This window comes from Thioclava sp. F36-6, from assembly GCF_002020305.1.
GTDB classification, from domain to species: Bacteria; Pseudomonadota; Alphaproteobacteria; order Rhodobacterales; family Rhodobacteraceae; genus Thioclava; species Thioclava sediminum.
This window is the reverse complement of sequence record NZ_MPZX01000003.1, coordinates 485,746-498,782: the sequence shown is the minus strand read 5'-3', so window position 1 is coordinate 498,782 and position 13,037 is coordinate 485,746. Positions and strand designations below refer to the sequence as shown.

Here is a 13,037-nt window from a genome sequence, read left to right as displayed (position 1 = left end):
TCATCTGCTGCATTATCCGCTGACATACGTCACGCGGGCTGGTCTTCTCTTTCCAAATTTCTCATGACCTTGTAAGCCCGCCGGCAGGTGCCGCCGACCCTTTGCGAGGACACATGACCCAGATCCGTTTGCGCAATTCCCTGACCCGGAAAGTCGAGGATTTTCGTCCGATCGATGCCGACAACGTGCGGATGTATCTCTGCGGCCCGACCGTTTACGACCGCGCGCATCTCGGCAACGCCCGCCCGGTGGTGGTGTTCGATGTGCTCTACCGGTTGCTGCGCCATGTCTACGGACCGGAGCACGTCACCTATGTGCGCAATTTTACGGATGTGGATGACAAGATCAACGCGACGGCGCTCGCGCGCAAGGAAGCCGGGGCCGAAGGGTCGCTGGAAGAGCTGATCCGCGCGCGGACCGAGGAAACCATCGGCTGGTATCATGCCGACATGGATGCGCTCGGCGCCTTGCGTCCCGATCAGGAACCGCGCGCGACCGACTACATCGGCGCGATGATCGCGATGATCGAGACGCTGATCGAAGATGGTCACGCCTATGCCGCCGAGGGGCATGTTTTGTTCCGGGTGCGCAGCTACAAGGATTACGGCGCGCTGTCCGGTCGGACGGTCGACGACATGATGGCGGGTGCTCGTGTCGAGGTCGCGCCCTTCAAGGAAGACCCGATGGATTTCGTGCTCTGGAAGCCTTCCGACGAGGGGCTGCCGGGCTGGGAGAGCCCGTGGGGCCGGGGTCGTCCGGGCTGGCATATCGAGTGCTCGGCCATGTCTTACGAGCTGCTCGGTGCGTCGTTCGACATCCATGGCGGCGGCATAGACCTGCAATTCCCGCACCACGAGAACGAGATCGCGCAAAGCTGTTGCGCCCATCCCGAGGGCTCCTTCGCGAATTACTGGCTGCATAACGAGATGCTGCAGGTCGAGGGCAAGAAGATGTCCAAGTCCCTGGGCAATTTCTTCACCGTGCGCGATCTGCTCGACGGCCACGATGGCGAGAAGGGTATTCCGGGCGAGGTGATCCGCTTCGTGTTCCTGCAGACGCATTATACGAAGCCGATGGATTGGACGGCTCTTAAAGCTTCTGACGCAGCTAATCGGATCGCTCATTTCGTAAGGCGCGCGGAAATGTTTTGTGATTTTGAGCGCGCGCGTCAATTGCCGCCGCCCGCTAGTGTCATTGAGGCTTTGGCTCACGATCTCAATACTTATGCTGCTTTGATTGCGATCGAGAAGTTAGCCGCTTCGAAGAACACGGTCGATGAGATGGCGCGAGCGATAGATTTTATTGGTTTAATTTCTCTCGATGATCTTCAAATTCGAATCAATGTGCTTCGGGCGCAAGAAGATGGGCTTTTCTACCTCGCAGACAAGCTCGCGGCTTTGCGTGCGAATGCCATGGAAACCAAAGATTTCGCGCCGGTCGATGCAATGAAACAGGCGCTCGTCGCCGCAGGCGTCGAGGTCCGCATGTCGAAGGCCGGGGTGGAATTGCTGCCCGGTCCGGACTTCGACCCCGCCAAGCTGGAGGGCCTGTGATGGTGCGCGGTTACAGTAACAAGGGGCGCGCCGGACCCGAGGGAGGGCGCAATCGCGCCCGCCCTGGGGGGCGGGTCGGGCGCGGCCCGGCGTGCCGCCAGGCGGAACGTAACCTCGACGGAGGCAACCAATGACCAAACAACGCCTCTATCTCTACGACACGACCCTGCGTGACGGGCAGCAATCGGCGGGCGTCCAATTCTCGGTGCCGGAGAAGATCGAGATCGCCAAGGCGCTCGACGCGATCGGCATCGACTATATCGAAGGCGGCTGGCCCGGGGCGAACCCGACCGACAGCGATTTCTTCGATGCGCGGCCCGAGACGCGCGCGACGTTCACCGCATTCGGGATGACCAAGCGGGCAGGGCGCTCGGCCGCGAATGACGACGTGCTGGCAGGCGTGATGAACGCGAATACGCCCGCGGTCTGCCTCGTCGGCAAGACGCATGACTACCACGTAACCACCGCGCTCGGGATCACGCTGGAGGAAAACCTCGAGAATATCCGCGCCTCGGTTGCGCATATGGTGGCGCAAGGTCGCGAGGCGCTGTTCGACGCCGAGCATTTCTTCGACGGCTACAAGGCGAACCCCGACTATGCGCTGGAGTGCTGCCGCGCGGCCTATGAGGCCGGCGCGCGCTGGATCGTTCTGTGCGACACCAATGGCGGCACGCTGCCGGGCGAGATCGGCAAGATCGTTGAAGCGGTGATCGCGGCGGGCATTCCCGGCGACCGTCTCGGCATCCATTGCCATGACGACACCGGCAACGCCGTGGCAGGCAGCCTCGCGGCCATCGAGGCCGGTGCGCGCCAGATTCAGGGCACGCTCAACGGTCTCGGCGAGCGCTGCGGCAATGCGAATCTGATCACGCTGATCCCGACGCTTCTGCTGAAAGAGCCCTACGCCTCGACGCTCGACATCGGGATCGCGCCCGAAAGCCTGCGCGACATCACCAAGCTCTCGCGAAAGCTCGACGATATCCTGAACCGGGTGCCGCTGCGCTCCGCGCCCTATGTGGGTGCCTCGGCCTTCACCCATAAGGCGGGGCTGCATGCCTCGGCGATCCTAAAAAATCCAGACACTTACGAGCATATCGATCCCGCCGTGGTGGGGAACACGCGCCTCATCCCGATGTCCAATCAGGCGGGCCAGTCGAACCTGCGCGCGCGGCTCAAGGGCATGGGGATCGAGGTCGCGAAGGACGATCCGCGCCTCGCCCGCATCCTCGATCTGATCAAGGAGCGCGAAGATCAGGGCTATGCCTATGACGGGGCGCAAGCGAGTTTCGAACTGCTCGCGCGGGCCGAGCTGGGGCAATTGCCGAAGTTCTTCGAGGTGAAGCGCTACAAGGTCACGGTGGAGCGGCGCAAGAACCGCTACGACAAGATGGTCTCGATTTCCGAGGCGGTCGTGGTGGTCAAAGTCGGCGGGAAGAAGATGCTTTCTGTCTCGGAAAGCATGGACGAGCAGGGCCACGACCGCGGCCCGGTGAATGCGCTCTCGAAAGCGCTGTCGAAGGATCTCGGCCCCTATCAGAGCCTGATCGACGACATGAAACTGGTCGATTTCCGCGTCCGTATCACGCAAGGCGGCACCGAGGCCGTCACCCGCGTCATCATCGACAGCGAAGACGATGCGGGCCAGCGCTGGTCGACCGTGGGCGTGTCGCCGAACATAGTGGACGCGAGTTTCGAGGCGCTGCTCGACGCGATGATCTGGAAGCTGATGCGCGACGGGGCGAAACCGGCATGAGCGATCTGGCCGCGTCTCTTCAAGCGGCAGCCGAGGCCGTGCGTCAGGGCGATCCCGACCGGTTCGCCGCCACGATGGCTGCGCCTGCGGAGCTGCGTGACCGCCTCTGGCCGCTCTACGCCGCCAATCTGGAAATCGCGCGTGCGCCCTGGGCGTCGTCAGAGCCGATGGTCGCCGAGATGCGCCTGCAATGGTGGGTCGATGCGCTGGAGGCTCTGTCCGAGGGCCGCGAACCGCCGCATGAGATCGGCCCGGCGCTTGTCTCGGTGGCACAACCCGCGCGCCATTTGATTGCCGCGGCCGAAGCCCGTCGTGCCGATTGCTGGCCCGATCCTTTCGACGATATTTCAAGCCTTTGGGCCTATCTCGATCAGACTTCCGGCGCGCTTTACTGGGCCGCCGCCGAAGCCCTTGGCGCGCCCGAAGACGCGGAAATCACCGTGCGCAGTTTCGGTGCCGGCGCCGGTCTTGCGGCGCTCCTGCAGGCTTGGTCCGATCTCGCCGCGCGGGGCCGTCCCCCCCTTGCCACGCCGGACATTGCAACGCTGCATCAGCTCGCGGCGGAAGGCCAAGCGCGACTGGAGCCCGCCCGCAAGCTGCGTCTGGGACCGGCCAAGGCGGCACTCCTACCGGGATGGCAGGCCCGGGCGCTGCTCGCGCGCGCGCGCGAAATAGAAGACCCGCTGGCACCGGGCGCGCTGGCGCTGTCGGAATTCCGCCGCAGATCGGGACTTTTGCGCGCCGCGCTGCTTGGCGTCTGAGCCACTTGGGGGCCAGCGTGCGGGAAATTTCCGGAAATTAGAGGAATCTTCAACTCTTCGCCCGATGGTGAACGCGGTTGCCCCGATAGGTCGGGTCGTTGTCGCTGTTCGCCGGAGGACGTTGATGCGCTTTCTCGACAATCTGAAACTTGGACTGAAATTGCCGCTGATGCTGGTGGCGATTGCCATGGTCGCGCTGACCATCATGGGAATTTCAGCCTATCGTACCGCCTACGGACTGTTGGAAAGCGAAGGGACGCAGCGGCTCTCGCGAACGCTGGCCGCGCGCGTCGCCCTCGCGGAGGACTGGGCGCAGACACTGGCCTCCAATACCCGCACGATCGCCGCGAATCCCGACACGGCGCGGGCGCTTTACGATTTCACCAAGAGCCTCAACCGGCTCGATCCTCCCGCCATCGAAAGCCTGCGGACCGGGGCCGCAGAGGCCGGTGCGTCCGAGGGCGAGGTGAGCGGCCCGCTCCGGGACTACCGCCTGCTACTCGACCGCTATGGACCCGCCATCGATCAAATTTTGGCCGAGAATGGCCTGAGCGATTTCTATCTTATCGATCGTGACGGTCGCATTGTATTTGCCGCGCGTGATCACAGCGCGATTGGTCACGCGCTTGCGGATGAACCGGCGGGGCTGATCGAGGCCGCGACCGCTGCGCTGGATTGGTTGAGCGCGCCGACGGGCATGGTGGCGGCCGATACCGTCGCCGTTTCGCCCCCGCATTTCGAGTTTGCCAAGGGTCGGTTCTTCGCCGCACGCCCCGTGCGAAGCGGAAATGGTCTCAAGCTCGGTGCTGTTGTCTTGCGAAAGCCGATGGCCGAACTCGGGGGGATCATGGCCAACGCGCGCGGTATCGGCGAGACCGGTGAAGGTTTCCTGATTGACGAGAAAGGGAGGCTGATGAGCGATTTGCGCTTTCCGGCCAGCGCTCCAAAACCGGGGGAGGTTTTGCCCGCGGCTACCGTGAGTGCTGTGGAACAGGCGCAAGAAGAGGTGATCTCTTTGCAGGGGCACCCAGCGATCGAGAGAACCCAAAAGGTCACTCTATTCGATCAGCCCTATTGGGCGGTCGTCGAGCAAGACCGTGCAGAGCTGTTCGCTCCTGCCACGTCACTTGCCCGTGCGATGCTATTCAACGCGTCTTGGCTCATCCTTCTATTGGCGGCCCTTTCTGCCTGGATGGCACGATCCGTTTCCAGCCCTCTCAAGGGCCTGGAAAAATCCATTCGCAAGATCAGCGGAGGCGATTACGCGAGCGAGATCGCACAGACTCGCCGTGGCGACGAAGTCGGCGCAATCGCCTCCGCGCTGAGCAACCTGCGCGACGAGCTTGATCAGTCTGAAGGGATCAAACGCGAGGCCACGCGCCAGGGCGCAGCCTATGCCAACGCCTCCGCCGCCCTGATGATCGTCGATCGCGACTTCCGTATCACCCATGTCAATCGCGCGCTCGTCGATCTGGTCGAGTCGCGGATCGACGAGTTTCTCGTTGTCAGTCCTGACCTTGACCCCAAGAATCTTGTGGGCCGCTCGATGGATGATTTTCACGCCAATCGGGGACATGCTCGTGCGTTGCTTGGGGATCCAACTCAATTGCCCCTTCATGTCGATATCAAGGTTGGCGAGGGTCGTTTTGGCGTCGACGTCACCGAATTCGTCGATGGGCAGGGCAATCAGGCGGGGTTCGTGGTCGAGTGGCGTGACGTGACGGAGCGACGGATGAAGGATGCCCTCATCGCGGCCATCGAGCGAGGTCAGCTCTTTTGCGAGGCCAATCCTGCCGGGATGGTCGTTCGGATGAACGCAAATCTGCAATCGCTCCTCGGCGCTCAGGCACCAGACCTCGTGGGGGCCCCTCTGAAGGACTGGCTAAGCACGGTTGATGGAAGTGATCTTTGGCCCGCGATTGCCGCCGGTGAGCCCGTCACAGCCCGCTTTTCGATAAAGGACCCACAGGGCAATACCTTTCTGCTTGACGGTTCGCTCAATCCGATCTCGGATAAAGCAGGGCGCTTGATGAAGATCGTGCTCATGGCCAGTGACGTGACCGTCGCGGAAGCCGCGCTTGCCTCCGCACAACAGCGAAATCTCAAAATGCTCGAGGCTCAAAAGTCCGTCGTCGAGACGCTTCAACTCGGCCTTGCGGCCCTGTCGCGCGGCGACCTGAGCCTGACGCTCGACACGGAGTTCTCGGAGGAATACGAGGCGTTGCGCAACGATTTCAACGCTGCGGCGCAAAACCTTGCGGCAGCGATCCTCTCGGTCATCGACAACGCTGCGGCGATCGACACTGAGGCCAGTGAAATCGCCTCTGCTTCTGACGACCTCAGCCGGAGAACGGAGCAACAGGCTGCGACGCTTGAAGAAACCGCAGCCGCACTAGATCAGCTCTCATCCTCTGTCACGACTTCGGCGCAAGGCGTGGCCGAAGCGGATCGGGTGGTATCAGAAGCCCGCAGCAGCGCGGAAACCTCTGGTGAAGTGGTCAAGCAGGCCATACAGGCGATGAGCGAAATCGAAACCAGCTCACAGCAGATTTCCAAGATCATCGGCGTGATCGACGAGATTGCCTTCCAGACCAACCTACTTGCGCTCAACGCTGGTGTCGAAGCCGCGCGCGCCGGTGAAGCGGGCCGCGGTTTCGCCGTTGTCGCTTCAGAAGTACGCGCCCTCGCGCAACGGTCTTCCGAAGCCGCACGCGAAATCGACACCCTGATCACCGCGTCGAGCGAACAGGTGACCCGAGGCGTGGGCCTCGTCGGCGAAACCGGCCGTGCGCTCACGGAAATTCTTGACGCTGTGGTCGATATTTCGGCGCGTGTCTCTGAAATAGCGGGCGGTGCCCATGAGCAGGCAGAGGGGCTGAAAGAGATAAATATCGCGGTGAATCAGCTGGACCAGGTGACGCAACAAAACGCAGCAATGTTCGAAGAAACGACCGCAGCCAGTCACGCTCTGATGACAAATGCGACATCCCTGCGCGACATCACTGCCCAGTTCAAAGTCAGTATGCGGACGACGTCAAACGAAGGCGAGAGCACTCTGTTGGCGCAAAATCAACATGGGGTTCAAGCAAGCGAAGGAGGCCGTGAACTTCCGCAAGCGGTGGGCGAAACCGCTCCGCGCGGTACCACCTTTTCACCTGAAGACTGGGAAGAGTTTTGAATTCGCACGAAAGACACGCGATGCCAAACGAATTGCCGCTCGCCAAGAAAGTTCTCATCGTCGATGACTCGGCTACGATGCGTCAACTTATTCGAGCGCGTCTGGCAAACGACGCGCGCCTAGTCGTCGTCGGCGAAGCGGCGGACGCGTTTGAGGCGCGTGAAAAAATTAAAGCGCTTTCGCCGGATGTGATCACGCTCGATGTCGAGATGCCGCGGATGAACGGCCTCGATTTTCTTGAACGTCTCATGCGTTTGAGACCGATGCCTGTCGTCATGGTGTCGACGGAAACCCATAGCGGATCGCGCGCCGCAATCGAAGCGCTCGCCCTCGGTGCGATCGATTGCGTGGGAAAGCCGAGGTCCGGTCACCTCGAAAAGAGTTTTGAGACGCTTCCAGATATTCTTCTTGCGGCAGCAAACGCGCGCCTGCCTCAGAGTGGGGTCGAGCGAGCTGCGGTGAGGCCCGCACGAAACTTTCACTGGGCCGGTCAAATCGTGCTGATCGGGTCCTCGACCGGCGGCGTTGACGCCCTCGAGACGATCTTGAAGGGATTTCCTGAAAATTGCCCGCCCACGCTCATAGCGCAGCACATGCCAGAGAGCTTCCTCGCGAGCTTCGCCGAACGGCTTGATCGTATCATTGCGCCAAGAGTGCGGCTTGGCCAAACGGGCCTCCCTCTCGCACAGGGGCAAGTCTATCTTGCGCCTGGTGGCCCGACGCATCTCACGGTTCAAAATGACAGAGTACCTTGCCTGTCATTGCTTGAAAGCGAGAAGCGAAACGGACATCGACCGTCGGTGGATATTCTGTTCGAATCCGCACTGGATATGGCTACGAATGCCGTCGTCGTTTTACTCACCGGTATGGGCCGAGATGGCGCAGAGGGGATGATGCTCTTGCGCCGAGCCGGAGCACATTGTTTTGCCCAAGACAAGGAGACGTCGACTGTTTTTGGAATGCCGAGGGCAGCGCTCGAAATTGGCGCGGCGTCCTATTCGGTGGCCCTAGAAAAGATCGCCCCAGAAATTCTCAGGAGATGTGCTCAGAGCCCGGCAAAGGTCAGGAAAGTAGGTGAAACATGAATGCAGTTTCCACAGACAGACCGATCCATATTTCGCAAGGCGAGTTTCTCGTCGCCGGCACGGGCGCGCAATCTATTACAACGATCCTCGGCTCTTGTGTCGCCTGTTGTCTCTACGATGAAAATGCGCAGGTCGGTGGTATGAACCACTTTCTATTGCCGAATACGACTGGTTCAACCTTTCAAGCGGCAAGCTTCGGCGTGAATGCGATGGAGCTTTTGATCAATGAACTTATTAAACACGGGGCGCAGCGCAGTGAGCTACGTGCGAAGCTATTTGGTGGTGCGCGCATGGTCAACGGCCTCTCGGACATCGGCTTGAAGAATAGCGAGTTCTCAATCGCGTTCCTAGCTAAGGAACGTATCACATGTGTCAGCCAGAGTTTGGGCGGTTCTCAAGCGCGTAGGGTAGAGTTCTGGCCCGATACTGGCCGCGCGCGCCAGAAAATGCTTGGTAATGCAGAAGTCTTTGAGCGCGATGTCACGCCTGCGCCGGCTCGCGAAATCGAACTTTTCTGACGTGTTGGATGGCAGCAATACATGTCAAATGAATGCCCCCGCGTTTCTTAGACGCCTTCGTGTTTCAGTTTCTGCTGCCGCTAAAAGTCGACGGGCGACAGCATTCCGTTCCGGGCGTGCGTGCGTGCGCTTTGGATTATAGAAAATCTCGATGTAGTCGAACACATCCTGCCTGGCTTCTTCGCGTGTTCGGTAGGCCCGTCGTCTGATCCGCTCACGCTTCAGCAGGTTAACGAAGCTCTCAGCTACCGCGTTATCATGGCAGTTCCCACGGCGACTCATCGAGTGCTCCAGGTTGTGGGCTCGCAGGAACGCCGCCCAGTCCATGCTGGTGAAATGGCTGTCCTGGTCCGAGTGGATCAGCTGACCTGCCACGGGTCTTTCATCCACCAGCGACCGGAGTCCGGTTGGTATTTACGCCGATCGGCGTAGGTTGAGCAATCGCATGACGCGCGGGGTTATCATCTCGCGTAGCGGGGCCGGCGGTTGCGGTGGACACTACTCGCGCGTAGCCAGCCGGGGTCTCGTAATCCAAAGCCGAATTTGAATGCTCGGTGTTGAAGTCGGCAGCCCAAACGGCGATCACGACGCGCGCATGAGCCAAGTTACGGAACATGGTCTCGTTGAGCAGCTCATCGCGCATCCGGCCGTTGAAACTCTCCACGAAGCCGTGTCTCGCATCGGCTTGCCCGGCGCGATGTAGTGCCATTCGATCCTGTGCTCGGCACACCACCGCAGGATGGCGTTGGAGGTCAGTTCCGTGCCCCTCGCCATTGTCTCTCGGACCAATGGCATGACATGGCTCATCGTCACCACTTTTTTGAAACCAGTTCCTTCATCGGCGCCAAGTCCGGCATCTGCTCGGCCAGCAGCTTCTTCAGCTTGGCGTTCTCGTCTTCGAGCGTCTTCAGCCGCTTTGCCTCCGGCACCGTCATGCCGCCGAACTTCACCTTCCAGTTATAGAAGTTCCCTTCCGACATGCCGTGCTTGCGGCACAGGTCCGCGCACTTCACGCCTGCCTCGTGTTCGGCCAGGATGCCGATGATCTGCTCGTCCGTGAATCTCATTCGCTTCATTGTCCATCCTCAAGTTGGGTCGGTCTCCAATCGATGGTGGAGGAAAAATCCCGTGGCTGGTCACAAAACCTTTGCGCGGGATTTCCTCCGGCATGGCGCCATGAGTAGCGCTTGCAGGATAACGTCTGTCGTCTGGCGGCTCTGCATTGCCCAGCCGACGACACGACGCGAGATAGATGAGGATGAGAAAACCACCCGGGGGGTCGTTTTCCTGACGACCATCAATGACCAGGGCGAGATAGGCGAAACCTTCCTGTTTGCGGATAGGAAATCTCGGTCACCCAGGCCTTATCCGGTGTCGCCACGCTGAACTGTCGGTCTAGAGTGTTGTCGACCACGACCGAAGGCTTTCCACCATACTTTCCCGGTCGGCGCCTGTAGCCGATCTGCGCCTTGATGCCCGCCAGCCTGGCCAAAAGGGGGACCCGGTTCAGGCAGATGCTTTCGCCCTGCTCGAGAAGGTCGTCATGTAGCTTGCGGTGACCACAGACCTTGCCGTTTTCCACCCACGCCTCCTTCAGCAGCGCAATCTGCCGCTCGTCTTCTCGAGCTCGCTTGCTCAGTGGGGCCTTCAGCCACGCATAGAAGCCACTCGGCTGGATACGTAAGCAACGCCACATCGCCCGAATAGAGAACTGCCCGCGATGCTCGGCCACGAACGCGTATCTCACTTGGCATCCTTGGCGAAATAGGCGCTCGCCATTGTCCTCGGACCAATGGCGGACAATGGCGCGCACTTTTTTGATGTCCCGCTCCTCCGTCACTCTCAGGAGGTCACGCTTGAGCCGACGGATCTCGGCATCCTTCTCCGCGTCACCAGTCGAGGCTTTCGAGAACTTCTTCTTTCAGAAGTAGAGGGAGTATTGGCTCACGCCCAAGCGCGCGGCTACCTCCCTGAACGGTTAACTCCTCTCCGAGAGCTGCGCGACGGCATCTCGCTTGAAATCGTCGCAGAACGTGGGTCGCCGCTCATCATGGCCTCCTTGCCTCAAAATTAGCAAAGAAGGCGTCCACGATACACGGGGCTATTCAATCAAAGCCAACTGACGTCACCTTCTGAGGCGCGCGTTTCAATTTCCGTGAAGTGCTGCGGATCGAGTGCATCAGCGAGATCTTGAAGTCGAAGCGAGGCGAAAATTGGGTCCGCATCACAGGCTAAGTCGGGTGAAATCTGTTCAGCTAGTGTGCTGACGAACACCCCGAGATCTTCGAGCGATTGGCTGATGCGATCAATGCTTTGTAACTCGCGAATGATCTGCGGAGCAAGGCTGCTGTCGATCCCGCTCGCCGAAAGGGCACGCTGGAGTGAAATCGACATGCGAGCGAGCGCTTCCAGTTCACGCCCGACGCGCGCAATTAGATCAGCAAGCGGAACTCGGCGTGCCTGCTGTTGCATTACAAACGTCCTACAACTGCTTCAATACACGCTTTTAGTTCGGGCGGAGTGAATGGTTTCTTGATGAAGTTATTCATCCCGAACCGTCGACCCGTATCGATGACTTCACGATCGGCCCGCCCGGTGATCAGGATGAAGCCTAACCCCTTTGTGCGAGCATCCTTTCGCATCGCCTGAAGGAATTGCAGTCCGTCCATTCCCGGCATGTTATAGTCAGAAATCACAAGATGGACAGGCTTGGCTTCGAGGATCTGGAGCGCGCTTTTGCCGTCGGTTGCGTATCCGACCTGCCGGATTCCCATCGCGTCAAGCGCCTGCATGATGAGCCCGCGGCTTGTCGACATGTCATCGACCACGAGGATGCGTAATTGGTCTCGTAATGCCATAAAATGCGATCCTGTCCAGTTAGGTTAAGTCAGTCTATAAGAGGTGACGCCAGCTGTTCTGAGTTTAGACTGATCGCCATCTGTCACCCTTTCCGAATGGCCAACAAACAAGTATCCGCCTGGCGCTAGCTGTTCCTCAAACCGTTTCCAAAGACTGACTTGTGCCTCGGGCGCGAAATAGATGACGACGTTGCGGCAGAAGATCACGTCAAATTTTCCGCGCATTGGCCAAGGATCGTGAAGATTGAGTTCGCGAAACTTCACGATATCGCGGAGCTCTGAGATGATCTGAAAGTCTTCACCCTCCGGTCGGAAATATTTCTTTCGCAAAGTCTCGGGCACAGCTGCAACTGCGGTCGCGGGATAGAAACCCTTCGACCCTGCGGCGATCATAAGAGGGTCGATGTCGGTTGCGAGTATCCGAAGGTCTAGCTTCGCAAAATCAGGCGCGCATTCGGCAATCGTCATGGCTATCGAATAGGCTTCTTGTCCGTTCGACGATCCCGCAGACCAGAGCCGAACGCGACCACCATTCCTTGCAGTTTCCAAAAGGGTGGGAAGAACGATACGGCGCAAAGATTCGAAATGATGGTTCTCGCGGAAGAAATGGGTCACGTTTGTGGTGAGTGCGGACACCATTTGTCGACGCTCTTCGCGACCAGATTCGGAGGTCACGAGAGCGATATAGTCTTTGTATTGCGCGAGCCCCAAGGTCCGAAGTCTCTTTGCAAGACGGCTTTGCACCATCGAAGATTTTCCGGGCGCAAGCACAATGCCCGTCGTCTCGTGCAGGAGCTGAGCGATAGCTCTGAATTCGGACTCGGTCGGTGCGACCTGCCCCAATGTGGACAGGGGCACGTTCATGCAGCTTCGATCGCCTCTTGTGGCAACACGGACGTGAGATCGAGAATCCTGATCATCCGGCCTTCTACGATAGTGAGCGCCGAGATGTATCGTTGCGAAATGTCGGCATTAAGGTCGGGCGGAGATTGCATTTCAGAGCGGGGCAGGGCGAGTATGTCCGAGACCGCATCGACGAGAAGCCCTGCGGTTTGGCTGCCGACCTGGACGACAATGATCACGTTGCGTGCGTCACCGGCGACCGGTTCCATACCGAGACGGATGGAAAGGTCGACGACAGGTAGAACGGTACCTCGCAAGTTGATCACGCCGCGTACAAATGCGGGGGCGTGCGGGAGCGGCGTCGCCCGGGTCCAACCTCGAATTTCGCGCACGGACATGATGTCGACGCTGTATTCTTCATCGCCGAGTCGGAAAGAGAGAAGCTCAACCTCTGCGGCTTCGGTTTTCGGCATGGTGTCTTCGGTCAT

10 protein-coding genes and 3 pseudogenes are annotated in these 13,037 nt (G+C 59.7%); 6 read left to right on the top strand and 7 right to left on the bottom strand.

Annotated elements, in window-relative coordinates:
* Positions 1-113 precede the first annotated feature (113 nt).
* The 6 genes from cysS (at position 114) to BMI88_RS16520 (ending at position 8,848) form a co-directional block, all read left to right on the top strand.
* Positions 114-1,553 carry a cysteine--tRNA ligase gene (cysS, locus tag BMI88_RS16545; protein WP_078550497.1) on the top strand — a complete coding sequence of 480 codons (1,440 nt, stop codon included), beginning with the start codon at positions 114-116 and terminating at the stop codon, positions 1,551-1,553.
* 130 nt (positions 1,554-1,683) lie between these two features.
* Positions 1,684-3,306, top strand: coding sequence for a citramalate synthase (cimA, locus tag BMI88_RS16540; protein ID WP_078550495.1), 1,623 nt, complete (start codon positions 1,684-1,686; stop codon positions 3,304-3,306).
* Positions 3,303-4,067, top strand: coding sequence for a squalene/phytoene synthase family protein (locus tag BMI88_RS16535; RefSeq protein WP_078550493.1), 765 nt, complete (start codon positions 3,303-3,305; stop codon positions 4,065-4,067). Before cimA ends, BMI88_RS16535 begins: the two co-directional genes overlap by 4 nt.
* A 124-nt stretch (positions 4,068-4,191) precedes the next feature.
* Positions 4,192-7,245: a methyl-accepting chemotaxis protein gene (locus tag BMI88_RS16530; protein WP_168174008.1), complete on the top strand. Its 3,054-nt coding sequence runs from the start codon at positions 4,192-4,194 to the stop codon at positions 7,243-7,245.
* A gap of 20 nt (positions 7,246-7,265) precedes the next feature.
* Entirely contained in the window at positions 7,266-8,330 is a 1,065-nt protein-coding gene (locus tag BMI88_RS16525; RefSeq protein ID WP_078550489.1) for a chemotaxis response regulator protein-glutamate methylesterase, read from the top strand.
* Positions 8,327-8,848, top strand: coding sequence for a chemotaxis protein CheD (locus tag BMI88_RS16520; RefSeq protein WP_078541065.1), 522 nt, complete (start codon positions 8,327-8,329; stop codon positions 8,846-8,848). The genes BMI88_RS16525 and BMI88_RS16520 overlap by 4 nt, the downstream gene beginning before the upstream one ends.
* An 80-nt stretch (positions 8,849-8,928) precedes the next feature.
* Here the strand turns inward: BMI88_RS16520 and BMI88_RS16515 are convergent.
* From BMI88_RS16515 to BMI88_RS16485, 7 genes and pseudogenes are all read right to left on the bottom strand, one after another.
* A pseudogene (locus BMI88_RS16515) lies at positions 8,929-9,211 on the bottom strand (IS3 family transposase); the annotation flags it as partial.
* A gap of 19 nt (positions 9,212-9,230) precedes the next feature.
* Positions 9,231-9,924 (bottom strand): annotated as a pseudogene (locus tag BMI88_RS16510) (integrase core domain-containing protein).
* 63 nt (positions 9,925-9,987) lie between these two features.
* Positions 9,988-10,916: pseudogene (locus tag BMI88_RS16505) on the bottom strand (IS3 family transposase); the annotation flags it as partial.
* A gap of 41 nt (positions 10,917-10,957) precedes the next feature.
* Positions 10,958-11,320, bottom strand: a complete 363-nt coding sequence (locus BMI88_RS16500; RefSeq protein ID WP_078550487.1) for a hypothetical protein — start codon at positions 11,318-11,320, stop codon at positions 10,958-10,960.
* Complete coding sequence (locus BMI88_RS16495) at positions 11,320-11,706, bottom strand: response regulator (RefSeq protein WP_078550485.1); 387 nt, start codon at positions 11,704-11,706, stop codon at positions 11,320-11,322. The genes BMI88_RS16500 and BMI88_RS16495 overlap by 1 nt, the downstream gene beginning before the upstream one ends.
* A gap of 24 nt (positions 11,707-11,730) precedes the next feature.
* Positions 11,731-12,570, bottom strand: coding sequence for a protein-glutamate O-methyltransferase (locus BMI88_RS16490; protein WP_078550483.1), 840 nt, complete (start codon positions 12,568-12,570; stop codon positions 11,731-11,733).
* Complete coding sequence (locus tag BMI88_RS16485) at positions 12,567-13,037, bottom strand: chemotaxis protein CheW (protein WP_078520609.1); 471 nt, start codon at positions 13,035-13,037, stop codon at positions 12,567-12,569. Before BMI88_RS16485 ends, BMI88_RS16490 begins: the two co-directional genes overlap by 4 nt.

Coding starts and splice junctions, on each gene's coding strand:
- BMI88_RS16535 (WP_078550493.1), top strand. CDS start 3,303: ATGAGCGATCTGGCCGCGTCTCTTCAAGCGGCAGCCGAGGCCGTGCGT.
- BMI88_RS16525 (WP_078550489.1), top strand. CDS start 7,266: ATGCCAAACGAATTGCCGCTCGCCAAGAAAGTTCTCATCGTCGATGAC.
- cysS (WP_078550497.1), top strand. CDS start 114: ATGACCCAGATCCGTTTGCGCAATTCCCTGACCCGGAAAGTCGAGGAT.
- BMI88_RS16495 (WP_078550485.1), bottom strand. CDS start 11,706: ATGGCATTACGAGACCAATTACGCATCCTCGTGGTCGATGACATGTCG.
- BMI88_RS16500 (WP_078550487.1), bottom strand. CDS start 11,320: ATGCAACAGCAGGCACGCCGAGTTCCGCTTGCTGATCTAATTGCGCGC.
- BMI88_RS16485 (WP_078520609.1), bottom strand. CDS start 13,037: ATGACCGAAGACACCATGCCGAAAACCGAAGCCGCAGAGGTTGAGCTT.
- BMI88_RS16490 (WP_078550483.1), bottom strand. CDS start 12,570: ATGAACGTGCCCCTGTCCACATTGGGGCAGGTCGCACCGACCGAGTCC.
- cimA (WP_078550495.1), top strand. CDS start 1,684: ATGACCAAACAACGCCTCTATCTCTACGACACGACCCTGCGTGACGGG.
- BMI88_RS16520 (WP_078541065.1), top strand. CDS start 8,327: ATGAATGCAGTTTCCACAGACAGACCGATCCATATTTCGCAAGGCGAG.
- BMI88_RS16530 (WP_168174008.1), top strand. CDS start 4,192: ATGCGCTTTCTCGACAATCTGAAACTTGGACTGAAATTGCCGCTGATG.